Annotated in this window: 23 protein-coding genes; 13 read left to right on the plus strand and 10 right to left on the minus strand. The window is 66.2% G+C overall.

What is annotated here, in order from left to right; all coding sequences use genetic code 11:
- Positions 1 to 142: 142 nt before the first annotated feature.
- Together FHW97_RS21360 and FHW97_RS21365 are read right to left on the minus strand one after the other, a co-directional pair.
- Entirely contained in the window at positions 143 to 1,672 is a 1,530-nt protein-coding gene (locus tag FHW97_RS21360) for a glycosyltransferase family 39 protein (protein WP_171799698.1), read from the minus strand.
- A 19-nt stretch (positions 1,673 to 1,691) separates the two neighbouring features.
- The gene (locus tag FHW97_RS21365; protein WP_022678208.1) at positions 1,692 to 2,072 is read right to left on the minus strand and encodes a glyoxalase/bleomycin resistance/extradiol dioxygenase family protein; all 381 of its coding nucleotides are present in this window, start codon (positions 2,070 to 2,072) and stop codon (positions 1,692 to 1,694) included.
- Positions 2,073 to 2,347: 275 nt separating this feature from the next.
- Between FHW97_RS21365 and FHW97_RS21370 the strand changes: the two genes are divergently transcribed.
- Positions 2,348 to 3,244, plus strand: coding sequence for a helix-turn-helix domain-containing protein (locus tag FHW97_RS21370; protein ID WP_169048221.1), 897 nt, complete (start codon positions 2,348 to 2,350; stop codon positions 3,242 to 3,244).
- A 50-nt stretch (positions 3,245 to 3,294) separates the two neighbouring features.
- Here FHW97_RS21370 and FHW97_RS21375 read toward each other — a convergent pair whose 3' ends face one another.
- Positions 3,295 to 5,739, minus strand: coding sequence for a TonB-dependent receptor (locus tag FHW97_RS21375; RefSeq protein WP_171799699.1), 2,445 nt, complete (start codon positions 5,737 to 5,739; stop codon positions 3,295 to 3,297).
- Positions 5,740 to 6,024: 285 nt separating this feature from the next.
- Here FHW97_RS21375 and FHW97_RS21380 point away from each other — a divergent pair, with 285 nt between their 5' ends.
- Positions 6,025 to 7,380 carry an amidohydrolase family protein gene (locus tag FHW97_RS21380; protein ID WP_171799700.1) on the plus strand — a complete coding sequence of 452 codons (1,356 nt, stop codon included), beginning with the start codon at positions 6,025 to 6,027 and terminating at the stop codon, positions 7,378 to 7,380.
- Here FHW97_RS21380 and FHW97_RS21385 read toward each other — a convergent pair.
- From FHW97_RS21385 to FHW97_RS21415, 7 genes are read right to left on the minus strand one after another with little or no spacing between them, the layout of a single operon-like run.
- Entirely contained in the window at positions 7,377 to 8,027 is a 651-nt protein-coding gene (locus FHW97_RS21385; RefSeq protein WP_022678211.1) for a TetR/AcrR family transcriptional regulator, read from the minus strand. The two genes, FHW97_RS21380 and FHW97_RS21385, sit on opposite strands and share 4 nt — an antisense overlap.
- A gap of 54 nt (positions 8,028 to 8,081) precedes the next feature.
- Entirely contained in the window at positions 8,082 to 8,759 is a 678-nt protein-coding gene (locus tag FHW97_RS21390; protein WP_171799701.1) for an arylsulfatase, read from the minus strand.
- A complete protein-coding gene (locus FHW97_RS21395; RefSeq protein WP_171799702.1) occupies positions 8,756 to 9,520 on the minus strand; it encodes an alpha/beta fold hydrolase in 765 nt (254 codons plus the stop codon). Before FHW97_RS21395 ends, FHW97_RS21390 begins: the two co-directional genes overlap by 4 nt.
- Positions 9,517 to 10,344 carry a 2,3-dihydroxyphenylpropionate 1,2-dioxygenase gene (locus tag FHW97_RS21400; protein WP_171799703.1) on the minus strand — a complete coding sequence of 276 codons (828 nt, stop codon included), beginning with the start codon at positions 10,342 to 10,344 and terminating at the stop codon, positions 9,517 to 9,519. The genes FHW97_RS21395 and FHW97_RS21400 overlap by 4 nt, the downstream gene beginning before the upstream one ends.
- Positions 10,337 to 10,642, minus strand: coding sequence for an Aromatic-ring-opening dioxygenase LigAB, LigA subunit (locus FHW97_RS21405; protein ID WP_022678215.1), 306 nt, complete (start codon positions 10,640 to 10,642; stop codon positions 10,337 to 10,339). The genes FHW97_RS21400 and FHW97_RS21405 overlap by 8 nt, the downstream gene beginning before the upstream one ends.
- Complete coding sequence (locus FHW97_RS21410) at positions 10,639 to 11,799, minus strand: S9 family peptidase (protein WP_171799704.1); 1,161 nt, start codon at positions 11,797 to 11,799, stop codon at positions 10,639 to 10,641. The genes FHW97_RS21405 and FHW97_RS21410 overlap by 4 nt, the downstream gene beginning before the upstream one ends.
- 50 nt (positions 11,800 to 11,849) lie before the next feature.
- Positions 11,850 to 12,962, minus strand: coding sequence for an FAD-dependent oxidoreductase (locus FHW97_RS21415; RefSeq protein ID WP_022678217.1), 1,113 nt, complete (start codon positions 12,960 to 12,962; stop codon positions 11,850 to 11,852).
- 284 nt (positions 12,963 to 13,246) lie between these two features.
- Between FHW97_RS21415 and FHW97_RS21420 the strand changes: the two genes are divergently transcribed.
- From FHW97_RS21420 to FHW97_RS21470, 11 genes are all read left to right on the plus strand, one after another.
- Positions 13,247 to 13,756, plus strand: a complete 510-nt coding sequence (locus FHW97_RS21420) for a hydroxyquinol 1,2-dioxygenase (protein ID WP_169048228.1) — start codon at positions 13,247 to 13,249, stop codon at positions 13,754 to 13,756.
- A 39-nt stretch (positions 13,757 to 13,795) separates the two neighbouring features.
- A complete protein-coding gene (locus FHW97_RS21425; protein ID WP_107717910.1) occupies positions 13,796 to 14,824 on the plus strand; it encodes a hydroxyquinol 1,2-dioxygenase in 1,029 nt (342 codons plus the stop codon).
- A 2-nt stretch (positions 14,825 to 14,826) separates the two neighbouring features.
- Positions 14,827 to 16,317, plus strand: coding sequence for an aldehyde dehydrogenase family protein (locus tag FHW97_RS21430; protein WP_171799705.1), 1,491 nt, complete (start codon positions 14,827 to 14,829; stop codon positions 16,315 to 16,317).
- A gap of 7 nt (positions 16,318 to 16,324) precedes the next feature.
- The gene (locus tag FHW97_RS21435) at positions 16,325 to 17,404 is read left to right on the plus strand and encodes a maleylacetate reductase (protein WP_171799706.1); all 1,080 of its coding nucleotides are present in this window, start codon (positions 16,325 to 16,327) and stop codon (positions 17,402 to 17,404) included.
- Complete coding sequence (locus FHW97_RS21440; protein ID WP_171799707.1) at positions 17,401 to 18,249, plus strand: dioxygenase; 849 nt, start codon at positions 17,401 to 17,403, stop codon at positions 18,247 to 18,249. Before FHW97_RS21435 ends, FHW97_RS21440 begins: the two co-directional genes overlap by 4 nt.
- The gene (locus FHW97_RS21445) at positions 18,239 to 18,619 is read left to right on the plus strand and encodes a Rieske 2Fe-2S domain-containing protein (protein WP_171794987.1); all 381 of its coding nucleotides are present in this window, start codon (positions 18,239 to 18,241) and stop codon (positions 18,617 to 18,619) included. The genes FHW97_RS21440 and FHW97_RS21445 overlap by 11 nt, the downstream gene beginning before the upstream one ends.
- Positions 18,620 to 18,661: 42 nt before the next feature.
- A complete protein-coding gene (locus tag FHW97_RS21450) occupies positions 18,662 to 19,375 on the plus strand; it encodes a CoA transferase subunit A (RefSeq protein WP_171799708.1) in 714 nt (237 codons plus the stop codon).
- Complete coding sequence (locus FHW97_RS21455; RefSeq protein WP_171799709.1) at positions 19,372 to 20,034, plus strand: 3-oxoacid CoA-transferase subunit B; 663 nt, start codon at positions 19,372 to 19,374, stop codon at positions 20,032 to 20,034. The genes FHW97_RS21450 and FHW97_RS21455 overlap by 4 nt, the downstream gene beginning before the upstream one ends.
- Positions 20,034 to 21,236: a 3-oxoadipyl-CoA thiolase gene (gene pcaF, locus FHW97_RS21460; RefSeq protein ID WP_171799710.1), complete on the plus strand. Its 1,203-nt coding sequence runs from the start codon at positions 20,034 to 20,036 to the stop codon at positions 21,234 to 21,236. The genes FHW97_RS21455 and pcaF overlap by 1 nt, the downstream gene beginning before the upstream one ends.
- A gap of 153 nt (positions 21,237 to 21,389) precedes the next feature.
- Positions 21,390 to 22,853, plus strand: coding sequence for a PLP-dependent aminotransferase family protein (locus tag FHW97_RS21465; protein WP_171799711.1), 1,464 nt, complete (start codon positions 21,390 to 21,392; stop codon positions 22,851 to 22,853).
- Positions 22,854 to 22,928: 75 nt separating this feature from the next.
- Positions 22,929 to 23,564, plus strand: a complete 636-nt coding sequence (locus tag FHW97_RS21470; RefSeq protein ID WP_171799712.1) for an FMN-binding negative transcriptional regulator — start codon at positions 22,929 to 22,931, stop codon at positions 23,562 to 23,564.
- Positions 23,565 to 23,571 lie beyond the last annotated feature (7 nt).

The raw sequence follows: 23,571 nt of genomic DNA on the forward strand, positions 1-23,571 counted from the left end.
AAACACCGTCGATGACGCGCGACTGCATCATGCCGCCAGCGAACAATCAAAACCGATCAGACCGGAACAGCGACCTCATGAATAAGACGGGCTAGCAAAAGGCGTGGCCGCCAAATAGGCACGTTTGCTGCTGTGGCTGCCGTCAGGAGAAGTTCTTGAGATCCGGCCACATCTCGGTCAGCGATGGCTGCACGTTTTCGCACAGGGCGATCACCTTGCCGTTTTCATATGCCATGGCATAGCGCGACCAGGTTTGGCCGAGCAGCGTGACCTTGCGGCAATAGGGCTGCAGGGTGGCCAGGTGATCCTGCACCGACAGCACGTGAATGGGATGCTGTCCGCGCAGGCCCCAAAGGTAATACTGGTTGTGCCCGCTCAACGCGGGCGGCAGGCCCTGGCCGTAGAGATCGAGCGCGGCCGCTTCGCCATAGTTGTCCACCTTGATGGCCGTGACCGCGCGCTCCGGCGCCGGGATGCGGGCCCAGGCTGCATCGACCTGCCGCGCGAAATCGCGCCAGCCCAACTGGTCTGCCATGCTCTGTGGCAAGGCTGTGCCGGCAAAGCTGCGCTCTTGCTGCTGCGGCGCCAGCCCGGTTGCCCGCACATAGCGTTCCAACGCGGCTGGTGACAGGATCGGCAGGGCGACCGGCGCGGCCAGGGCGGCGACAATGACGGCTGCTACGGCGATCGCCGCCACACCCACTTTGACCGGCATGCTTTTAACCCAGGGTGCCAGCGCCGTCGCGCCGATCACGAACAAGGTGGGGTAGAGCGGCGCCAGATAATAGTCCTTGCCGTGACCAAGGCGCACGATGACGATCACCACGACGGCGCCGATCACCAGGAAACGAAGATCGGCCAGGCGCCTTGCCAGGAACGGCGCCGCCAGGCCCGCCATCCACAGCGGCGCGAACGCCGGGTTCATCACCAGCACCTGGTTGACGAGGAACGGCATGGCATCGACCGCCGCGTTCTTGCCCTTGGCCGCTGCTGCCAATTCCAGGAACGGAAAGCCGTGGGCATATTGCCAGAGGAAGGACGGCACCGCGATGATGGCGGCAATCGCCACGCCGCCCCACAAGGCCGGCCGCCGCAGCAGCACGCGGCCCGGCGTGACGAGCAAGCCGGCGGTCAGGCCGACCATCCAGAACAGCATGGCATACTTGATCTCGAGCGTGAGCCCGACCAGCAGCCCCGCCCCGAGCAACGCGCGATCATCCCCCTCGCGACCGGCTTTGACCAGCAGATGGGCAAGCGCCGTCCAGGCCAGCGGCTCGAACGCCGAGGTGTTGAGCGTGGCAACGATGCCCATCAGCATGGGCGCGAGGGCGCAGGCCAGGCCGGCCATCGCCTGTGCCAGCCTTCCCCCGCCCAGCAGCCGCGCGAAGCGCATCGCCAGCCATACCAGCGCTCCGCCCGCCAGCGCCGTCGGCACACGCAAGCCAAAGGCGCCCCATCCCAGCTTGAACAGGCCAGCGGCGAGCAAGGGCACGCCGGGCGGCTGGTCGACATAGCCGAACGCAGGGTGCTGCCCGCAGACGATGAAGTAGAGTTCGTCGCGGAACAGGTCGTACCGCCCGGCAAACAGCAGGTGGAATGCAGCAACGGCAAGGCCCGCAACCAGCGCCAGGCGCTGGTCCGGACATTTGGCGCCGGAAACAGGCACGGTCATCGATCCATTCCTGCAGGCATCAGTTCGAGGGCTCGCCCACGTCGATGCGGTTTCCATCCGGATCGGCGAACACGAAGGCGCGCTGGCCATAGTCCTTGTCGGCCAGGCGTTTGATGATCCGCACGCCTTTGCTTTCGCAGATAGCGTAGAGTGCCGCCACGTCGCTGACGTAGATATGCATGACGTTGGTGGTCGACGGCTTGTGACCAGGCGTGCGGCTCAGGTGAATTTCCGCGCGTCCCTTTTTGAGGACCATGAAGCCGACCGGAGACCCGTTCTCGAACACTTTCTCAAAGCCGAGCACGCCCACGTAAAAGTCGTGCGCGGCGTGAATGTCCCGCACGCTGATTCCGGGTGCAGCGCGTCCGAACGTGATGTCTGCGATTCCAGGTTCCGCCATCGTCTTGTCCTTGCCAGGCAGGGGCGGCGGTGCGCGTGCCGATTGCGGAGCGGTGTCCTTGGCGCGGTGTTGAACACCGGTCGATTATCCATGTCAACCAATGGGCTGATCGGCCGGGCAAAGCTGCCGACGGTCGGGCATGGCTGCCACGGCACCGCGAGTCCGCCAGGTGGCCATGGCATCGTCCATCAAGCCGCGACTGTACAATCGTACGGTTTTTCGCTACGCCGCGTGCGGGACCGGAAAAACCGGCAGGCCGGGAGAGAGGATTGGCTATGCGTATCGGCACCGAATCGGGACTTACAGCCGCAGACACTCACGGCATTCTGCTGCGGCCGGAACACGAGGTCTTGCAGTCGAGCGACTCGCTGGAATGGCAGTCGTTCTATGCCTCGCACCAGCGCGAGGCCCCCTATGCCGACACGTTCGGCGGAAATGACCATCATCTCATCATCGTGCATCTCAATGGCCCGGTGCGCATCCGGCGCGAACTGAGCGGCGAACGGCGCGAGGCGCGGATCGGCACCGGTGGGCTGTTTATCCTGCCGGCGCAGCGCGACTTCGGCGTGGCGCTCATGTCACCGCTGGAGACGGTGCACCTCTACGTCCATCGCAAGCTGATCGCGGCGACAGTGCGCGAACTGTGCGACGACGCCATGGACTCGGTGGAGTTCCTGCCGCGCATGGGAGAGCACGATCCGCTGCTCGAACAACTGGCGCGGCTGGCCTGCACGATGATCAAGGAGCGGCAATCCGATCTGTTTGCCGACAGCGTCGCCCGCCTCATCGCCGCGCAACTGGTGCGCCACCATGCTCTGGCAAAACGGGTGGAACTGCCGCGGATCACCGGGCTCCAGCCGAGCCAGATCGCCCGGGTGCGCGCTCTGGTTGCAGAGAAGATGGAAGCGCCGATCAGCGTGGACGATCTTGCCCGTGCGGCCAATTTGAGCCCGATCCATTTCGCGCGCCAGTTCAAGCGCTCAACCGGGCGGGCGCCCTATCAGTACATCATCGAGCAGCGGGTGGAGCGTGCGCGCGACCTGCTGCGTGGCGATCTGCCGATTGCCGAGATCGCCGTGCGGTGCGGCTTCACGCACCAGGAACACCTTACCCGGATCTTTGGCCGGACGACGGGCGTTACCCCGGCCGCCTATCGCCGTTCGCTTCGCTGAGCGGTGGCCACTGGGCCCCGGGACGCCCATCCCGGGGCCCAGCACCGCCATCAATACTTGATCGCGAAACGGAAGCCATAGAGGCGCGGTGCGCCGGGCGAACCGGCGAACAGGTTGGCATTGGCGTTATAGACGATATCGCCCCACGGACGCTGGTTGCCGATGTTGTTGACGAACAGTGTCGCCGACCATTTATCGTCCTCGCCCGAATACGTGGCCGAGGCCTGGCCGGTCCAATAGGCCGCCTGCTGTTCGATATCGAGCAGTTCGAACCCGACATAGCTGGACGACTGGTAACGGGCGTCACCTTGCAGCACGATCTTCGCGGTGCCGATGGGAATGGTCTGGCGCACGCCGAAGTTCATCGTCCATTCCGGCGAACGCAACGCGCGCAGGCCCGAACAATCCACTAGCGAGGAGGCAGAGCCCGGCGCCGGGGCGGTCACCGCGCAGCGGGTAGGCGGCGGCGCGGGCGTCGAATAGCGGAAATCGGTGTATTTCGCATTGAGATACTGGATGTTGGCAGTGAGCAGCGTGTTGCGCGCAGCCAGGAACTGTGCCTCTCCCTCGGCACCATAGTTGCGCGAGTTGCCGATGTTTTCGGTAAAGAAAGCCGAAGCACCGTTCGAATCGACGCCAAGATGCGCGATCTGCTGGTTCTTGTAGCGCCAATAGAAGGCTTCGAGATTGAGCTGGAGGCGATTATCGAAAAAGCGGTTCTTTGATCCGATCGTGTAGGCCTGGATCGTTTCGGGGCGGTATTGCTGCCGGGTGGGATCGACGGCGAAGGAGAACCCGCCACCGCGATAGCCGGTTTCGACCGAGGCGTAGAGCAGCGAGTGCGGACCCACGTCATATTCCGCACCGGCCCGCCAGGTTGCGCGGCTGTTCTTCTGCTCCATGTTGAGCACCGCGCGGTTGTTGCCCAGGATGCTGGTGGGCGCGGACGGATCAGCATAGATGCTGCTGAATGCCGGAACCGGGCTTGGCAGCGGGCCCACCAGGCCAAGGCTGGAGATCAGCCCGGCCGGGGTCTGCGTATAGGGCAGCACCAGGCCACCCGGGCAGCTGGCCGCAACACAGACCGCCACCAGCGTCTGCGACGCGCCGTCGACGGTCTTGCGATCGCTGGTATAGCGCAGCCCGCCGCTCAGGCGGAACCTGTCGGTAAAGGCCAGCGTCACCCGGCCGAACGCGGCATAGGATGTCGTATCGAGCGCGCCACCCAGATAGTTGGTCAGCGTTTGCTGGGCGAACACGTCGGCGGTTTGCGATTCCTCGCGATAGTAGAACGCGCCGAGCAGGTAGCGGAAGAAGCCGGTATCGGGCGAAGCGAAGCGCGCTTCCACACTCTTCTGCGTGGTCTTCTCGTCGAACAGGCTGATGAACGAGGTAACCGCGTTAAGCGCGTGCACATCGGCACGGCGATAGGCGGGAATCACGGTCAGCGTGCCGGCAGCGGTAGTCCAGCTCAGCTCGGCATTGACGCCCCAGAACGTGCTGTTCTGCCCTGGATAGGGGCTGAGCGGCTGAAGCGTGCGACCGATCTGGAAGCTGACCTGCTGCGGGAACAGCGCCTGCACCTGCGGATCGTACAACCCGGTGCCGCGATCGGTGGGTGCCGGCGTGATCGCGCCGGTGACGGGATTGCGCACGCCAACCAGGGCCGCACTGCCGCCCACGCCGCCAGCTTTGTAATAATCGGCGGCGATGCGGATCGAGAAATCGCTCGTCGGGCGGAACAGCAATTGGGCACGGGCACCCTTGCCGTCCTCGTCATTGGTGCCATCGCTCAAATAGCCATTATGCTTGCTGTAGATACCGGCAACACGCAGCGCAGCCTTGTCAGACAGCACCAGGTTAACATCGCCTTGTAGCACCACCGTGTTGTAGTTGCCGAGCGTGGCGGAAAAATCGCCGGAATTGCCGTCCAGTTTCGGGCGCGCCGGCAAGATGTTGATCGCGCCACCGGTGGCGTTGCGGCCATAGAGCGTGCCCTGCGGCCCCTTGAGCACTTCGACGCGTTCGACATCGTAGAACACGCCGGTGGTGGCGCTCGGCCGGCCAACATAAACGCCGTCATAGTTGAACGCGATCGCCGGATCGCTGAACGAATTGACCGCGAACGTGCCCACGCCGCGCAAGTAGAACAGGTTGGACGAGCCGCTGGAGGCGACCTGCAAGGCGGGCACCAGCGTCGTCAGCTGCGAGGACTGGGTGACATTGAGCCGGGCGAGCGCGTCAGACGATACCACGCTGACCGCGATCGCGGCGCGCTGGAGGTTTTCCGAGCGACGTTGCGCGGTAACCACGATGTCCTTGAGGCCTTGCTCGCTTGCGTCGCCCTGCGCGCTGCTGGGCGCGCTGCTGGCGGCCTCTGCGGGCTCTGCAGCAGGCGCCTGGGACGCAGCGGCCGATGCGGTCTGCGCGGCAGCGGGCATCGCGCACAGCGCGAGCGCCAACGGTGCAGTCGACAGGAAATAGCGTGGGTTCAAGGCATCCTCCCATTTGCGTTGTTTGCTGTGTCCCTTGCGCTGGCTGGTCCGGCAGCAGGGCACATGCGGTTGATGCTGGTCTAGGCAGGCCCTTTGCCGGAATCCTGCATGATGCAGCACGGCCGATGCATGAAAACGGCACGCGCAGTCCCCCGGTCGTTTCCGTGCAGGCAAATGCCCGGAACATGCAGGAACTTCCCTGTCGTCGGGGAGAATGCCAAGGATGGCGCAAAGACCGGGCCGCAGCGCATGCCGCAGAGCGCCGGATGGTTAGGAGAGATGCGAGTGAATAACGACCAGGCCGTGGCAACCGATCTTCCCCGCGGCGCATATCTGATCCGCGGCGCCCGCATCCTCACTATGGACCCCGCAATAGGCGACCTTGCCCGCGGCGACGTGCTGGTGCGCGACGGCGCCATTGTCGCCGTGGCCGAGGAGTTGCCAGCCGACGATGCCGAAGTGATCGATGCTGCCGGCATGATCCTGATGCCCGGCTTCATCGAGACGCACTGGCACATGTGGAACAGCATCTGGCGCGGTTTGTCGCATGATGCGCCCGGCTATTTCGCGCTGCACCGCCTTGCCGGGAGCTACACCGCCGAGGATCACTATGCCGCCATCCGCTATGCCGCGACCGAGGCGATCAATGCTGGCGTCACCACTTGCCACAACTGGTCCAATGCGCTGCGCAATACCGAAGACGCGCTGGCGCAGGCGCAGGCCCTGGCAGACAGCGGCATCCGCGCGCGCTTCGGTTATGGCCATCTGCCGCATCCTGGCTCCACCGCCGTCGACGATGGCGAAATTGTCCCCATGCTCGACTGGCTCGGCCAGCATGGCGATGGACGGATCGATCTGGGCGTCGTCATCCACACCACGCAGCACTTCGTCACCGAAGTGGAAGCGGCGCGGCGCCACGGGCTCAAATCGATCGCCCCGCATGCCGACCTGTCCCAGGTTCTGCATCTTTTGGGGCCAGAGTTCATCTTTACCCATGGGCCCGGCACGCCGGACCAGCTGCTCCAACTTTTGGCGGCGCGCGGCGTCAAGATTTCCCTCTGCCCTTCTACCGACACAATAATTGGTGCGGGCTTGCCGCCGCTGATCCGCTTCCTTGAAAACGGCGTACCGTTCCACGACATCGGCTTCAGCGTCGATGTAACGGCGCAGACCTGCGTGGATCCGTTTGCCGCGATGCGCACGATCATGGCCTCTGCGCGAATCGCCCAGCAGCGCGGCGCCTCGTTCACCGAGATCATTATGCGGCCCGGCAACCCGGCAGATCCCACCAATGGCCTGACCATGCCGCGCCAGATGCTGCAGCTCGCAACGCTGAACGGCGCGCGGGTGCTGGGGCTTGAAGACACGACCGGATCGATCGCGCCCGGCAAGCGCGCCGACCTGATCCTGGTGCGCACCAGCGATCTCAACATGATCGCGGTGGACGATAGCAACGCCACCTTCCAGCTGGTCCAGCACGGCCAGCCGGCGAACGTTGACACCGTCATGGTCGACGGCCGCTTCCTCAAGCGCGCAGGCCAGCTGCTGGGTATCGATGTGGCCGCCGTCGGCAAGGCCGCCGCGCGATCACACGATGCGATCCGCCGCCGCGCCCAGGTCGGCTGCGACGCGACGCTCTAGGCGGCGTGGGGATCAGTTCCCGCCGGCTCCGCCAGGGCGCGGATGCCGGCGGCGGCGAAACGGACGATCGGATCGAAGCTCGCCACGACATCGCTGCTGGACAGGCGCCCGTGGGTCAGCCGGTCGAGCAGCCGGGTGTCGGCAAACATGCTCACCATGCCGCCCAGCAGCAGGACATAGCCACGTGCGGCCAGATCGGGCGTGAGGCGCGGCTCCACCACCTGGATGCGGGCGATCATTTCTTCGGCCACCCCACCGAAGATCGCCGCGGCAACCGGGGTCCACCGCGCATCCTGGGTCATCATCGCGTGCAGGCGGGCATAGGAGCGCCAGCCTTCGTCGCCCTCGGCGATCCGTTCGACATAGGGACGCAGAAAGGCCGCCAGCAGTGCTTCCAGGTCTGGCTTGTCCAGCGCGTCGAGCGCGGCGAGGCGTGCCGTATTGATGATATCGGCGCGCCGTTCCAGCACGGCGGCAAACAGCTGATCCTTGGCGGGGAAGTGGTGGGTCAACAGGCCGAGCCCGACCGGCCCGCGTTCGGCGATCATCCGCATCGAGACCCCGTCGAAGCCATGCACGGCAAACAGCGCTTCTGCTGCGTCGAGGATGATCTCGCGCTTGGTCTTCTTCTGCGTACGTCCCGTCACGCTCGTTTCGTCCCCCGGTGCAGCGCGGCGCTTCGACAGGGCCGCGCGGCGGCGTTAGCGGATCGCGCCGCGATTCTCGACGCAAGCCTCATGAAAAATTGCCGCGCGAATGCCCTCTACCGCACATTGCGGCGTGGTCAGCACCGTTCGGCCGGCATGCGGCGCGATCGCGGCCGCAGCGCGGGCCAGACTGAACTGCGCCAATGCCACGACGCTGCAATCCTCGGGCAGAGTGGCAGCGACCGCTGCAACAATCGCATCGTGCCGCGCGGCATCGCCGCTTTGCAGCGCGTCGAGCGCACCGGGACAATGCACCGGCAGTACCCGGTCGGGATCGGGGAATTCGGGCAGCATCGAGGGCAGCGTCGGTGCAAAGCTCGCCAGCAGCGCGATGCGCCCTGCCCCCGCCGCCGCGACGGCCCGTGCAATCATCGCCGTATTGGGCTTGTGCACCGGCAGTGGCGCCAGATCGGCGGCAACGGCGTCGATCGCCGGCCCAAAGGCAGAGCAGGTGAACAGAATGCCATCGGCCCCTGCCCCTGCCGCATAGCGGCCCAGCGTGCGGAACCGCGCAACGATCGCGTCGGTAAGCACGCCAGCCTCGGCCAAGTCGCGCGACAGGCTGTCGTCGAGCAGATTGGCCAGGCGCGCCTGTGGCCAATGCGCGGCAAAGGCGGCGTTGATCGGCGCGATCGAGGCTTCCAGCGCATGAATCAGTGTAATCGCGGTCATTGCCCCTCCACGAAACGCGCGATCATTTCGCCAAATGCATCTGGTGCCTCGAGATTGGCGAGGTGCGCGGCCGGCAAAGTGGCAAACCGCGCGGTCGGGATGTGCGCAGCGAAGTCTTGCATCATCGCGGGCGCCGCCGCCTTGTCCTCGGCACCAGCCAGCACCAGGCATGGCATCGCGAGTTTTGGCAGCAAGGCCATGTGATCGAGCGTGGCGATGATCCGCGCTGCCGCGACAAAGCCGGCGGCGGGCGTCTGGCGGATCATGCCACGCACCCCGTCAAGCGTCTGCGGCGAGGCAGCAGCGAAATCGGGCGTAAACCAGCGGTCGAGGCTGGTTTCGACCTGCGTCTCGATCCCCTCGCGTTCCACCATCGCGATCCGCTCATGCCACATCGCGGCGACGGGCGGGGGCGTGCGCGCGGCACAGCAGGCCAGCACCAGGCGCTCCACCCGGGCAGCATGGCGCAGCGCCACCTGCATCGCCACCATCGCGCCAAACGACATGCCGACCAGGCTGAACCGATCGATGCCATGGGTTGAGAGCGTCTCGGCAACCGCATCGGCATAGTCGGCAAAGCCAGCGCCTTCAGGCAGCAATGCACTGGCGCCATGGCCCGGCAGATCCACCCGCACCACGCGAAACCGCTGGGAAAGCTGCTCCACCTGCGGGCGCCACAATGCGGCCGAGGTGGCGATGGCATGGAGGAAGACGAGCGGCGGCGCGCCGGCGGGGCCGTCGATATGGATTGCAAGCGTCATGCCGTCATGCTCCAGCGGCCCAGCCCGATCCCGGTATACCAGTCGGTGATGCCGTCATAGTGATAGGTTTCGAACGGCGCGCCTTCGGCAATGCCCTGGGCGACCAGCCAGTTGCGCACTTCTTCCGCGCCATTGCCGGCTGTGTTGACCGTCGCTTCCGCAAAGTCGGCAGCCGCATCCAACCCGCCAGCTTCCAGCTGCTGGAGAAAGCCACGGTCGAACGCCTCGTCGAGTTGGCCCATGCGCGGCGTGCCAACATCGTGGCTCAGCCCGCCGGTGGCGAGCACAGCCACGCGCGCGGCGCCCATATAGCCCCTGATCGCCTGCCCCAGTGCCCGGCCGAACGCCACGCAGCGCCGCATCGCCGGCATCGGCGGCTGCACCGTGTTGACCAGGATCGGCACCACCGGGATGGCCCCCGCAATCCCGGCCAGATCGAGCGGGGTCATCATGCCGTGGTCAAGCGTCAATTCCATCGACAGCGCCGGGTCAAAGCCCGCCGCCATCACCGACTGGAGCAGATGCGCGGCAAGCGCGGCATCGCCCGGCAATTGCTGCTTCGGGATCTTGAGCCAACCCTCCACCGGGCTGGGGTAGGATCGCGCCACGCCGACGCAGAAAGGCGGCAGGTTATCGAGAAAGAAATTGTGCAGGTGATCATCGGAAACCAGGACCAGCGCGTCGGGCTGCGTCGCCGCGATCTCCTGCCCCACCCGCGTGAACTGGCGAAAAGCGGCCTCGCGCCGCGCGGGCGCGGGCGCATCGGGCATATTGGTCATCACGGGGGTGTGGCTCACGGCATAGACGCCGGTAATCTCAGCCATGGGTCGCATCTCCTACGGCGCGCAGGGCAGCCAGATAGTCGGCTTCGGGAACCCGCAGTTGCAGGCAATAGGCGCGCAGCAGATAGGGGTTGGCGCCCAGCAAATAGAGCCTGCCGATGTCGGTGGCGTCGAGCGCGGCGCGGGCCGCATCAGACAGCGGTTCGTCCGCGATGTAGCGCGCCGGATTGTCGAAGAAGCGGGTTTCCTCCGCGCGGTCATGCTGGACGCGATAGAGGATGCGGTTGATCGCATAGGCCTCTTCGGTGGGCATGTCCTGCACCCAGTTGCGCGCGGTCATGCCGATGCTCCCGCACCTACGGCGCCGACGAGCCAGTCGACGATGGTCGGCAGCGTTTGCGGGGTGATGCCCATGTGGCCGCCGGGGAACATGCGCACTGCCTTGGGGCTGCCGTGGCCGACCAGAAGATCGATATCGGCCACCGGGCACTGGCTGTCGCCACGCCCATTGACCAGCAGCAGCGGTGCCGAAGGGCGATCGAGCAGGCCTTGCTCAAGCAGCGAGAGCTGGGCAAAGCCCTGGATATAGCCCTCCCAGCTATCGACGCCGAGCATGCGCATCCGCGTCTCGACCAGTTCCATCAGATAGCTGTCAGGATGGCGCGAGCGTTCGATCCATTCGCGCTGGAACATGAAGTGCGCGCCGCCACCCCAGTTCACCGCGCCGGCCACGCGGTCAGGGACGACATGGGCGAGCTTGGTCGCCCAATAGCCGCCGAACGAGCGCCCGAGCAGGCCGACCTTGGCGCCATCGAGATCCGGCTGCGCCGCTGCCCAGTCGAACACGGGGAGGAACTGACGCTCGGCATCGGCGGTGCCCTTTACGGGCGATTCGCCGGTGCCTGGCCCATCCATCGCGATGGTGGCGATACCGCGGGCCAGCAGCAGGTCGCACGCCGCGGTCATCTGTTCCTTCCACGCGTCCACCCCGCCCCACATCACCACGACACGGGGGCGAGCAACGCCCTGGGGCCGGCGGTAGTAGAACACGACCTCGCCGCCTTCACCGGCATGGCCGTCAAACGACACCACCACGCGGGCCAGCGGCGGCGACATCAGCGCGCCGGCGGCCAGATAGGCATCCCGCTCGCGCGCGGCACAGGCAAGCTTGTCGGGATGGTTGGGGCACGGAAAACGGCCGAGGAAAAAGAAACCGTGCGCGCGCAGATACTCCTTGCGCCGCAGCGCCGGATCGCTTTCCGTCTCGGCGCGCTGCCACGCCTTTTCGCCAGCGTCACGCCAGGCCGCTGCCCAGTTCACCGGATCGAGCCCCTGGAGCGTTGTGAGGACGGCAGCGGTATCGTCGGCGGCCAGGTTGTTCATCGGGTGGATCGCCTTGCCCGTGCGATCGAGCATCCACGCCTTGGCTTCGTCCAGGGTACGCGGCCGCCCGGTGTCGGGGGTGGCGGGCGGCAATTGGGGTTCGGTGTCGAACATCGCTATCTCCTGCTGCTGCTGCTGCTGCGCGCGCAGCGCATGCAAAGGCATCAAATGGGCTGGGCGAGCATGGCGAGTGTCTCGCCGACGATCCGGGTCTGCTCGGCGGGCGGCGCGCCGGCGCGCTCGAGACGACCGATTTCCATCGAGTTGCGCACGACCAGCTGGCAGCGCGCCGTGCGCCGCTCGGCAAAGCGGGCGAGCACTTCGGGCAGGTCGTCACCGCGGGCCAGTTCCTCGCCAAGCACGATGGCATCCTCCACCGCCATGCCAGCGCCAGACGCGAGATGGGGCGTAGTGGGATGCGCGGCATCACCGATCAACAGCACGCGCCCGACATGCCAGGGTGGCGGCAGCAGGAACGCCTCGAGCGGCCGCATCACGATCTGCGAGCGGGGGCCAAGGCCCTCGCGCAGCGCCCGCAACGGGCCGCCGTATCCATCCAGAAGATCACGCAAGCCGAGGTACAGTTCCTCATCTGGCACCACGCTGCGGCGCGGACAGGTTTCGAGCAGGAACATGTACAAGCTGTCGCGCGACACGGGCGACAGCCCCACCTTGACCGGCCCGCCCAGGAAGAAATGGCGGCGGTCGATCTCTGCCGGGCGATCGGCGAACAGCCGCCAGATCGTCTGCCCGGTATATTCGGGCTGAGGCGCATCTGGCAGGATCAGGCTGCGGGTGCGCGAAAACACGCCGTCGGCCCCCAGCACCAGATCATAGCTGGCACGGCCGCCATCGCTGAACACGACATCGACCTGGTCATCCCGCTGATGCAGCGCGTCGACGGTCAGCCCCAGCCGTACAGTGGCGCCCGATGCGCGGGTCTTTTCCGAGAGGATGCGGTGCAGCGTCGGCCGCATGATCCCGCCGCTGCCGGGCATGCCGGCCGGATCAGGCACTTCGCCCACCTGCTGCCCCTCGATCGTGCAGACCCGGATGCCGTTGCCGGAAAAGCCGTCGCGCAGCACGTCGTCCAGAATGCCCAGTTGATCAAAGGCGCGCAGCGTCGGGCTGGTGATGGTGATGCCGGCGCCATAGACGCGCCAGGCTGGGTCGATGTCGATCAGGTCCACCGCCACACCCAGGCGCCGCAGCACGAGGGCCGAGGACATACCCCCGATTCCGCCGCCGATGATCAGGGCCGAGCGCACGCTGGTCATGCCCGCACCCGCGCGATGCTTGCCGCGCCCATCCTCACGATCATGTCTCTCTCCGCTCCTTGAAGGTCGTTTCGCCATTTCGATTAGCGACGAACCGTACGATCGTACAGCCCCCGGAACGGGCGTGCCTGCGCTTTCGGGCGAATCTGTGCAAGCCGTGCCGAAGCACGCTGGAATCGTGCAGGAAGACAGGCCGCCACGCTCCTAGCCTGCCCTCGACCAAGCCACTGTCCCGTCAGGGTTGGAGCGCGAACACGCGCCGTGGCACGCTCAGGAGATTGGAAATGTCCGACGTCATCACCCGCTTCGGTTCGCTGGATGATTACGAGAAGGGCGGCGTCGAGATCATCAACGACGATCCCCGCAACTATGTGTTTTCCAACGTCTTCGAGGTGGCAAAGACCAACGCGCCCTATGCCCGTGTCGCCGTGGGCATCAACTTTGAATATGTCATCGAAGCTGCCCGCGCCGAAGGCACCTCACCCTGGTACACCTGCGCGCACGACGAGTTTGTCCTGTGCATGGATGGCGATGTCGAAGTCCACCTCGTCAAGCTCGCCCGTCCGGATGATCATGTCGATCCCGAGCATGAGGGCGCGGTGCAACTGGCCGACGCCATGCCCGAAGGCCGCAAGATGGGCCGCCTCGTGCTCGGGCGCGGCCACCAGGGACTGCTGCCGGTGGGGGCGGCCTATCGCTTCCATGCCGAAAAACCCGCCGTCATCCTGCTGCAGACGATCCTTGGCGACGTGACCGTCCAGAAATGGGCGGAGATCTGCCAGACCACGGCCTGATCGCGCCGCGCCTTTCCCGACCCTTTCAGGAGAAATTCCATGGCCATGTCGCTATCGCTCGACGCCCAGGCTGCGCCCACCACCAGCACCGCCAGCACCGACACCGAAACGCTGGAAATCAGCAACCAGACCGGGTTCCGCGCCTTCCGCGCCGGCGGCTTCCACTTCAAGCGTGACGAGTATTTCGCCCACCTCTCGTGGCCGGGCGGAACCCACATCATCCCGATCGACGTGTTCCTGCGGGCAATGATGCGCGATGTCGCCTGGGGCTTCTTCTATGGCGTGGTGAACTTCGACGCGGTGTTCGGCACCATCAACCACTATGGCGAAGTGACGATGTTCGCCGGGCGCTTCAACGATGCCTACCGCAGCGCCGGCCGCGACTATTCCGAGCGTTTCCAGTCGGCCGCGCTGATGGCGACGTTCAAGGAACTGCTCTCTGACTGGACGGTGGCGGGCTATGACCCGTTTGCCGCGCCGATGGAAACCGGCGTTCCCTGGGGTGTGAAGCAGGGAGCCAACGATGCCGCCATCACCCGCCAGCGCGTGACGGCGCACCGCATGGTCGGCCTGCCCGGCGACACGCCGCTGCGCACCGATACCGCCGGCTTCCCGGTAAACCGCCAGTTCGCCGATGTGCCGCAAGACCAGCCGGTGGTCGAGGCTGAGCCCGGTTTCGAGCACGAGGTGAGCGCCTATAACCTGTTTGGTTACCTGTCCCGCTCTGACGTGACCTGGAACCCCAGTGTCTGCTCGGTGGTGGGCGATAGCCTGTTCTGCCCCACGTCGGAGGAGTTCATCCTGCCGGTCGAACATGGCAACGATCGCTGCGAGTGGTTCCTGCAGCTTTCCGACGAGATCACCTGGGACGTGAAGGACAAGGAAACCGGCAAGCCGCGCGCCCGCGTGCTGGCCCGTGCCGGCGACATCTGCTGCATGCCTGCCGATATCCGCCACCAGGGCTATTCGACCAAGCGCTCGATGCTGCTCGTCTGGGAAAACGGCGCCGCCAAGATCCCGCAGATGATTGCCGAGGGCACCGCCCCCGTCACGCCGGTGCAGTTCTGACCATGGCGCGGATCGACCCCCTTCCCGCTTTCCCGACCAAGCTGCTGATCGACGGAAAATGGTGCGATGGTGCCGATGGCGGCACGATCACCGTGGCCAATCCCTTTGATGGCGAGGCCCTCGCCGAAGTCGCCATCGCCACGGCCGCCGATGTAGATCGCGCGGTCGAGGCGGCCGCGCGCGCCTTCCCGGCCTGGCGGGCGCTGGCTGCACACGATCGCGGGCGCCTGCTGCTCAAGCTGGCCGACGCGATCGAGGCAGATACTGCCAACCTTGCGCGGCTCGAAGCGCTCGATACCGGCCACCCGATCCGCGATTGCCTGTCGCTCGACGTGCCGCGCACGGTGCTGTGCTTTCGATATTTCGGCGGCATGGCAGACAAGCTGGAAGGCTCTGTCGTGCCGGTCGATGCGGGCTTCCTCAACTATGTCGAGCGCGAACCGATCGGCGTGGTCGGCGCGATCGTGCCGTGGAACTTCCCGCTGATGTTCACCAGTTGGAAGCTGGGCCCCGCGCTCGCGGCGGGCAACACGGTGGTGATCAAGCCGTCGGAAATCACGCCGCTGTCCACCTTGCGGATTGGCGAGCTGATGCAGCAGGTCGGCTTTCCGGACGGCGTGATCAACATCGTCACCGGCTACGGCCACGACGCGGGCCAGCGCATTGCCGAACATCCCGGCATCGGCAAGGTCGCGTTCACGGGCTCTACCGCCACCGGTCGGCGGATCGTCGAGGCATCGGCCACCAACCTCAAGAAGGTGCAGCTGGAACTGGGCGGCAAGGGACCGAACATCGTCTTCGCCGATGCCAATCTGCCGGCGGCAGTGGGTGGATCGGCCTTTGCGATCTTCCACAATCAGGGCCAGGCCTGCATCGCCGGATCGCGGCTGATCCTGCACGAAGCCATCGCCGACGCTTTCCTTGAAAAGTTCGTGGCGCTCACCCGCTCGATCCGGTTGGGCGATCCACTCGATCCGCAGACGGAAATGGGGCCGCTTACCTCGCGGCTGCACCAAGAGCGCGTGCTGTCTTTCGTCGAGGTGGCGCGCGAACAAGGCGGCGACGTGCTGACCGGCGGCCGCGCGCCTGTCGATGCAGCGCTGGCGGCGGGCTGCTTTGTGGAGCCGACCATCGTGCGCGCCCAGCCCGATCACCGGGTGGCGCAGGAGGAAGTGTTCGGTCCTTTCGTCACCGTGCTGACCTTCCGCACCGACGAGGAGGCGCTGGCGATCGCCAACGGCACCGAATATGGCCTCGGCGCCGGGCTGTGGACGCAGGACATCACCCGCGCGCACCGCTTCGCCAAGCAGATCCACGCCGGCATGGTGTGGATCAACAGCTACAAGCGGGTCCATCCTGGCTCACCCTTCGGCGGCGTCGGCCGTTCTGGCTATGGCCGTGAAATGGGTTTCGAGGCGATGCGCGAATACACCGTGGCCAAGTCGGTGTGGGTCAATGTCGACGCACAAATACCGCCCTTCTACCGGCGCTGAGCCAAGGATGCGGTACTTCACCTATCAGGGCCTGCCAACGCAGGTCACGTTCGGAACTGGCACCGTGGCTTCGCTGCCCACGGTGCTGGAGCAGCAAGGCGTGCGTCGCGCCGTGCTGCTCTCCACCCCGCAACAGGCAGAGCAGGCACGCGCGGCAACCCGGTCGCTTGGCAACACGATCGTCGCCACGTTCACCGAGGCGACGATGCACACCCCGGTCGAAGTCACGGCCCGCGCCGAAGCGGAATTGGCGGCATGCGGCGCCGATGGCGTGGTCGCGTTCGGCGGCGGCTCCACCATCGGCCTGGGCAAGGCGCTGGCCGTGCGAACCGGCGTGCGCCACATCGCCGTGCCCACCACCTATGCCGGATCGGAGATGACACCGATCCTGGGCGAGACCGCAGGAGGCCGCAAGACCACCCGCCGGGCGCCGGAAATCCTCCCGCATGCCGTGGTCTATGACGTGGACCTGACGCTGGGCCTGCCGCCGGGCATCTCGGGCACCAGCGGCATCAATGCCATCGCCCATGCAGTCGAGGGGCTCTATGCCCGCGATACCAACCCGGTGATGCAGTTGGTCGCGCAGGAAGGCATTCGCGCGCTGGCGTCAGCACTGCCGCGCGTCGTTGCGGACGGGGCCGACGTGGCGGCGCGTAGCCAGGCGCTCTATGGTGCATGGCTGTGCGGCATGGTGCTCGGTTCGGTCGGCATGGCGCTGCACCACAAGCTGTGCCACACGCTCGGCGGCAGTTTCGATCTGCCCCATGCCGAAACCCACGCCATCGTGTTGCCCCACGCGCTCGCCTACAACGCGCCAGCGATCTCCGAAGCGATGGCGATGCTCCGCTCTGCCCTGGGTGACGACGATCCGGCTGCGGCGCTCCATCGGCTGGCTCGGCAAGTTGGCGCACCGTGCGCGCTGCGCGATCTGGGCATGCCCGAATCCGGCATCGACGTGGCAACCGACCAGGCGCTCGAAAACGCCTATTGGAACCCGCGCCCCTTGGAGCACGCAGGGGTCCGCGACCTGATCGCCCGCGCCTGGGCTGGCGATCCACCCGCTGCAAGCGAAAGCGAGGCCGCATGAGCACGCCCGACTTCGCCGCCATCACCACGGCCGCGATCGACCGCATGGCCGAGGCACCAAATGCCCGGTTGCGGCAGATCCTTGCCGTGGTGCTGCGCCACCTGCACGACGCCATCCGGGAAACGTGCCTTACCGAGGCCGAATGGGAAGCGGCAATCGCGTTTCTCACCCGCACCGGGCAGATGTGCACCGCCGAGCGGCAGGAATTCATCCTGCTTTCGGACGTGCTTGGCGTCTCGATGCTGGTCGATGCGCTCAATCATGCTGCTGGCGAGGGCGTGAGCGAGTCCACCGTCTTTGGCCCGTTCTATGCCGGCCGCCAGCCGGTGCTTGCCGCCGGGGCTTCGATCCTCAAGCGCCCGGAAGAAGGCACGCCGCTGCACATGCGCGGGACGGTATCCACGGTACGCGGCGCACCCCTCGCCGGTGCGCTGGTAGAGGTGTGGCAGACCGCACCGAACGGGCAATACGACGTGCAGGACCCGCAGCAGCCTGCCGGACACCTGCGAGCCAGCTTTGAAACTGCCGCAGACGGCAGCTTTGCCTTCGCCACGATCGTGCCGGTCAGCTACCCCATCCCCGACGATGGCCCGGTCGGCGCGCTGCTTGAGGCACTCGGCCGCCATCCGAACCGACCGGCCCACATCCACTTCATGATCACGGCACCAGGCTATCGTCGCCTCGTCACGCATCTGTTCATCGAGGGTGACCCATATCTGACAAGCGACGCGGTCTTCGGCGTGAAGCAATCGCTGATCGTGCGGCCCCAGGCACAGGCCGATGGCAGCCTCGGGATCGACTATGCCTTCACCCTGGCCGACGCGCCCGCGGGGCATGATGGATGATCCAGGCCTGTGGAGATACCGCCCCAATGCCCCGGCGCCCGGAACCCTGCTCGGCCCCATCGCGGACATTCCGGTTGGCACTGCCAGGGAATATCGCTTTGGTCGTGGCCGCAGCGCTTTCTCGATGTTCGTGGTCCACATCCCGGATGGCGGTGTGCGCGCCTATCTCAACCTCTGCCCGCACTATTCGCTGCCGCTCAACCACGCGCCAGACGAGTTCATGCAGAGCAGCGCCATCCTGTGCAGCCAGCATTTTGCACTGTTCCGCGCGGATACCGGCGCCTGTTTCTCGGGCGCCTGCGAGGGCCGGTCGCTCACCGCCATTCCCGTCGGCGTCTCGGGACAGGGCCTGCTGACGATTGCCGACTGACACGTATCTGGGCGGCGCACGATCTGCACCGCTGGAGGAACCATGAAGAACAAGCTCTACGATAGCCCCGCCGATGCGCTGGACGGCCTGTTGTTCGACGGCATGACGATCATGTCGGGCGGCTTTGGCCTGTCGGGCAACCCGGAAAGCCTGATCCCGGAAATCCGCGCACGCGGCGTTCGCGGCCTTACGGTCATCTCGAACAATGCCGGTGCCGACGGGTTTGGCCTGTGGATGCTGCTGGAAAGCCGGCAGGTAAAGAAGATGATCTCGTCCTATGTCGGCGAGAACAAGCTGTTCGAGCAGCAATACCTCTCCGGCGAGCTGGAACTGGAACTCACGCCGCAAGGCACGCTGGCCGAGCGCATCCGCGCGGGCGGCGCAGGCATTCCCGCGTTCTATACCAAGACCGGAGTGGGGACGGTCGTGGCCCAGGGCAAGCCGATCGAAACCTTCGACGGCGTGGAATATGTCCGCGAAACTTGGCTGCGTGCCGATCTGGCGATCATCAAGGCATGGAAGGCCGATCCCGAAGGAAACCTGATGTTCCGCAAGACCGCCCGCAACTTCAATCCCAACATGGCGACGGCGGGCAAGGTCACGGTGGTCGAAGTGGAAGAGATCGTCGCGGCCGGCGCGCTCGACCCGGACTGCATTCACACGCCCGGCATCTATGTCGACCGGATCGTCCGGTCGACGATCAACGAGAAGCGCATCGAAAAGCTGACCACCCGCGCGCCGGAGATTGTGGCATGAGCTGGACCCGCGACGAAATGGCGGCCCGCGTCGCCCGCGAGTTGCAGGATGGATACTATGTCAATCTTGGCATCGGCATCCCGACGCTGGTGGCAAACCATGTTCCCGCCGGCATCGATGTAACGTTGCAATCGGAAAACGGCCTGCTCGGCATCGGGCCGTTTCCCTATCCCGGCGAAGCCGATCCCGATCTCATCAACGCCGGCAAGCAGACCGTCACCACCCTGCCCACGTCCAGCTTCTTTTCCAGCGCAGACAGCTTTGCGATGATCCGCAGCGGCCGGATCGACATGGCCGTTCTGGGCGCGATGGAAGTCAGCGAAGACGGCGACATCGCCAACTGGACCATCCCGGGCAAGATGGTGAAGGGCATGGGCGGGGCAATGGACCTCGTCGCAGGCGTGCGCCGCATCGTCGTGGTGATGGAGCACACCAGCAAGAGCGGCGGGCACAAGATCCTGCCGGCCTGCACGCTGCCACTGACCGGCCGGGCCTGCGTCGATCTGATCGTCACCGATCTCTGCGTGCTCGCCTGCGCCAAGCCGGGCCTGCGCCTGGTCGAATGTGCGCCTGGCGTGACGGTGGAGGAAATTCGGGCAAAAACCGGCGCCAGTTTCTCGGTCGCGCTGTCTTCTCCGTCCTCAAGCCAGGATCTCTGATGCGCCACGCCTTTATCTGCGACGCTATCCGCACCCCGATCGGCAGGCTGAACGGTGCGCTCTCCACCATCCGCGCTGACGATCTCGCCGCCATTCCGTTGCGCGCGCTTGGCGAGCGCAACGGCGGGGTGGATTGGGAAGCCATCGACGACGTGCTGCTTGGCTGTGCCAACCAGGCGGGCGAAGACAACCGCAACGTCGCGCGCATGGCGGTGCTGCTGGCAGGCCTGCCCGAAGCGGTGCCCGGGGCCACCGTCAACCGGCTGTGCGGCTCTGGCCTCAACGCCGTCGGTATGGCCGCCCAGGCGATCCGCGCCGGCGATGCCGAGTTGATCATTGCGGGGGGCGTCGAAAGCATGACCCGCGCCCCGTTTGTGCTGGGCAAGGCAGCCACGCCCTTCGACCGCGGGCAGAAGATCGAGGACACCACGCTGGGTTGGCGCTTCATCAACCCGCTGCTCCGCGCGGCCTATGGCGTGGACACGATGCCGCAGACCGGCGAAAATGTGGCGGACGAGTGGCAGATCACACGCGAGGAACAGGACGCTTTCGCGCTCGCCAGCCAGGACAGGGCCGCAGCGGCGATCGTCAGCGGCCGAATGGCGGTGGAAATCGTGCCGGTCGGCATTCCCCAGCCCAAGGGCGAGCCCACGATCTTCGCGCGCGATGAGCACCCCCGCGCCACCAGCCTGGAAGCGCTTGCCAAGCTCCGGCCGGTCGTCCGCCCCGACGGGACGGTAACCGCCGGCAATGCCTCGGGCCTCAACGATGGCGCGGCGGCCATGCTGGTTGCCAGCGAAGCGGCCGCCCGCACCCACGGCCTGACGCCCCGCGCCCGAATACTTGGCATGGCCGCAACGGGCATTGCCCCGCGCGTGATGGGCGCAGGCCCGATCGAGGCGGCCCGCAAATTGTGCCGGATCACCGGGATCGGGCTCGAACAGATCGACGTGATCGAATTGAACGAAGCCTTCGCCAGCCAGGCGGTCGCCACGCTCAGGTCTCTTGGCATCCGTGCCGACGATCCGCGCGTCAACCGCAATGGCGGCGCGATCGCGCTCGGTCATCCGCTGGGCATGTCTGGCGCGCGGATCGTCATGACCGCCATCGAGGAACTGCACCACAGCGGCGGCCGCTATGCGCTGGCATTCATGTGCGTCGGGGTCGGCCAGGGCATCGCGCTGATGCTCGAAAAGGTCTGACGGCGGCCGGGACCTCCACCCCATTCGGACAGGTCTTGTAACGCGCACGAACGGAGGTGCTGCGCAGCGCTGTCAGGGAAGCCCCTTGACCCCCAATCCCAAAACTCCGATTGGACCCCACAACACCCCTTTTGCGGAGTCCATCACAGGTCCATGCGCCGCGGCTGGTCCCTTACCTTGCAACAGCGCATTCGCAGCGATCAGGCCACGCCGCTCTATATGCAGTTGGCCCATGCCCTGATCCACGAGATCGAGCGTGGGCGTCTGCAACCCGGCTCGGCGCTTCCCAGCAGCCGGGAACTGGCGGCGGAACTGGGCTTCAATCGCAAGACGGTGGTGACGGCCTACGAGGAACTGATGGCGCAGGGCTGGCTGGAAGCGGCCGGGCGCAAGGGCACGGCAGTGGCCAAGCGGCTGCCCCGCAGCCGGCCCGAGGCGATCGAGGCGAGCCCGCCCATCGGCCGGCGGCCGATCTATCGCTTCGTCTCCCCACCCGATCGGCCCATTGCCGTGCCGCCCGGCCGGGTGATCAAGCTGGACGAGGGCAGCCCCGATGGCAGCCTGTTCCCACCCGAGCCCCTGGCGCGCGCCTTTCGCACCGCTGCTCTCTATGCCGCGCGGCGCCAACAGCTGGGCTATCGCGATCCCTGCGGCAGCGACAAGCTGCGCGCGAGCCTCGCTACCATGCTGCGCGAGGAGCGCGGGCTGGTGGTGGACGCGGAAAACGTGTGCGTCACGCGGGGCAGCCAGATGGGCATCGCGCTCGCCGCACGGCTGCTCGCCCGTCCCGGTGCGGTCGCCCTGGCCGAGGCGCTGACCTATGAACCCGCCGTCGCCGCGTTCCAGGCGGCCGGGGTGCCGGTGCTGCCGGTACCGCTTGACGACGAGGGCATCGACGTCGACGCGGTGGAGCGCGCCTGCCGCACGCGCAAGGTCTGCGCGGTGTTCCTCACCCCGCACCACCAGTTCCCCTCCACCGTTTCGCTCGCGCCGGAGCGGCGATTGCGCCTGGTGGAGCTGGCCCGCCAGTTCGGCTTTGCCATCATCGAGGACGATTACGACCACGAATTTCGTTTTGGCTCGCAACCGCTGCTGCCGATGGCCGCCTATGCGCCAGATGTGGTGATCTATGTCGGCTCGTTGTCCAAGCTGCTGCTGCCGGCGCTGCGCGTGGGCTATATCGTGGCGCCAACGCCGGTGATCGCCGCGGCCGCGCATCAGATTTCGATCGGCGATGGCATGGGCAACAGCCTGACCGAGGATGCCGTGGCCATGCTGTTCGAGGAAGGCGAAGTGCGCCGCCACGCGCGCAAGGCCACGCGCATCTATGGCCAGCGCCGGGATGCGCTGGCCCAGGCCGTGCAGGATGAACTGGGCGATCTGGTTAGCGCCCGCCTGCCCGCCGGCGGCCTGGCAATGTGGCTGGAATTCCAGGATCTTGCCGCGCTTGCCCGGATCGAGGAAGGCGCAGGCGCGGCCGGCATCACCTTTGCCCAATCGGCATCCTATCGCCTGGGCGAGAATGCCCCCCATGGCCTGCGCCTGGGCTTTGCCAGCCATGCCGCGGAACGCACGGTACAGGCGGTGCGCGTGCTGGGTGCACTGGGCCGGGGTTGAGCCCGGCATATTGGCCCCCTGCAAATTGCGGATCTGGCACTTTTGCCGGGCCAGGGAAGCGGCAAGATGGCGGCCATGGACTTTCCTTCTGGCACCCCTGCCGATCTGGCCCGGCTCGTGGCGGACTATCCGCTGGCATGGCTCGTCAACCATGGCGACGCCGGCTTTTTCGCGACGCCTTTGCCGCTGGTGGCGGAACTGGACGACAGCGGCGAGGTGACGGCGCTGATCGGTCATTGCTCGCGCCGCAATGCGCAAGTCGCCGCCTTGCAGGCCGATCCACGCGCGCAGGTGCTGGTCATGGGGCCACAAGGCTATGTCTCGCCCGCGCTGGTGAGCAAGCCACACTGGGCCCCCACCTGGAACTTTGCCGTCGCCGCCTTCGCAGTGACCGTGGCGTTCGACGAGGACGGCACGATGCCTGCCGTGCGCCGACTGACCAGCCATGTCGAAGCGGACCAGCCACGGCCCTGGCAGATAGAAGAGGCTGGCGCGCGACTGCCCCACCTGATGGCGCGGATCATCGGCTTTCGCGCCACCGTCACCGCCACCGATGCGCGGTTCAAGCTGGGCCAGGAGGAAGACCTGCCCGAACTGCGCGAAATCATCGCCGCCCATCCCGATCCGGTGCTTGCCGGGTGGATGCAGCGGCTCAACGACGACCGCCTGCAGGCCCATGCAGCGGCACACAGGGACGAAACCGCAGGATAGCCGAACC

This window comes from Novosphingobium sp. SG754, from assembly GCF_013149315.1.
Classification (GTDB): domain Bacteria; phylum Pseudomonadota; class Alphaproteobacteria; order Sphingomonadales; family Sphingomonadaceae; genus Novosphingobium; species Novosphingobium capsulatum.

Excerpts from the sequence above, each read along its gene's own strand:
- FHW97_RS21420 (WP_169048228.1), top strand. The coding sequence starts at position 13,247 with ATGTCCGACGTCATCACCCGCTTCGGTTCGCTGGATGATTACGAGAAG.
- FHW97_RS21360 (WP_171799698.1), bottom strand. The coding sequence starts at position 1,672 with ATGACCGTGCCTGTTTCCGGCGCCAAATGTCCGGACCAGCGCCTGGCG.
- FHW97_RS21470 (WP_171799712.1), top strand. The coding sequence starts at position 22,929 with ATGGACTTTCCTTCTGGCACCCCTGCCGATCTGGCCCGGCTCGTGGCG.
- FHW97_RS21455 (WP_171799709.1), top strand. The coding sequence starts at position 19,372 with ATGAGCTGGACCCGCGACGAAATGGCGGCCCGCGTCGCCCGCGAGTTG.
- FHW97_RS21410 (WP_171799704.1), bottom strand. The coding sequence starts at position 11,799 with ATGTTCGACACCGAACCCCAATTGCCGCCCGCCACCCCCGACACCGGG.
- FHW97_RS21425 (WP_107717910.1), top strand. The coding sequence starts at position 13,796 with ATGGCCATGTCGCTATCGCTCGACGCCCAGGCTGCGCCCACCACCAGC.
- FHW97_RS21365 (WP_022678208.1), bottom strand. The coding sequence starts at position 2,072 with ATGGCGGAACCTGGAATCGCAGACATCACGTTCGGACGCGCTGCACCC.
- pcaF (WP_171799710.1), top strand. The coding sequence starts at position 20,034 with ATGCGCCACGCCTTTATCTGCGACGCTATCCGCACCCCGATCGGCAGG.
- FHW97_RS21395 (WP_171799702.1), bottom strand. The coding sequence starts at position 9,520 with ATGACGCTTGCAATCCATATCGACGGCCCCGCCGGCGCGCCGCCGCTC.
- FHW97_RS21445 (WP_171794987.1), top strand. The coding sequence starts at position 18,239 with ATGATGGATGATCCAGGCCTGTGGAGATACCGCCCCAATGCCCCGGCG.
- FHW97_RS21405 (WP_022678215.1), bottom strand. The coding sequence starts at position 10,642 with ATGACCGCGCGCAACTGGGTGCAGGACATGCCCACCGAAGAGGCCTAT.
- FHW97_RS21430 (WP_171799705.1), top strand. The coding sequence starts at position 14,827 with ATGGCGCGGATCGACCCCCTTCCCGCTTTCCCGACCAAGCTGCTGATC.
- FHW97_RS21465 (WP_171799711.1), top strand. The coding sequence starts at position 21,390 with ATGCGCCGCGGCTGGTCCCTTACCTTGCAACAGCGCATTCGCAGCGAT.
- FHW97_RS21435 (WP_171799706.1), top strand. The coding sequence starts at position 16,325 with ATGCGGTACTTCACCTATCAGGGCCTGCCAACGCAGGTCACGTTCGGA.
- FHW97_RS21400 (WP_171799703.1), bottom strand. The coding sequence starts at position 10,344 with ATGGCTGAGATTACCGGCGTCTATGCCGTGAGCCACACCCCCGTGATG.
- FHW97_RS21390 (WP_171799701.1), bottom strand. The coding sequence starts at position 8,759 with ATGACCGCGATTACACTGATTCATGCGCTGGAAGCCTCGATCGCGCCG.
- FHW97_RS21450 (WP_171799708.1), top strand. The coding sequence starts at position 18,662 with ATGAAGAACAAGCTCTACGATAGCCCCGCCGATGCGCTGGACGGCCTG.
- FHW97_RS21415 (WP_022678217.1), bottom strand. The coding sequence starts at position 12,962 with ATGACCAGCGTGCGCTCGGCCCTGATCATCGGCGGCGGAATCGGGGGT.
- FHW97_RS21440 (WP_171799707.1), top strand. The coding sequence starts at position 17,401 with ATGAGCACGCCCGACTTCGCCGCCATCACCACGGCCGCGATCGACCGC.
- FHW97_RS21370 (WP_169048221.1), top strand. The coding sequence starts at position 2,348 with ATGCGTATCGGCACCGAATCGGGACTTACAGCCGCAGACACTCACGGC.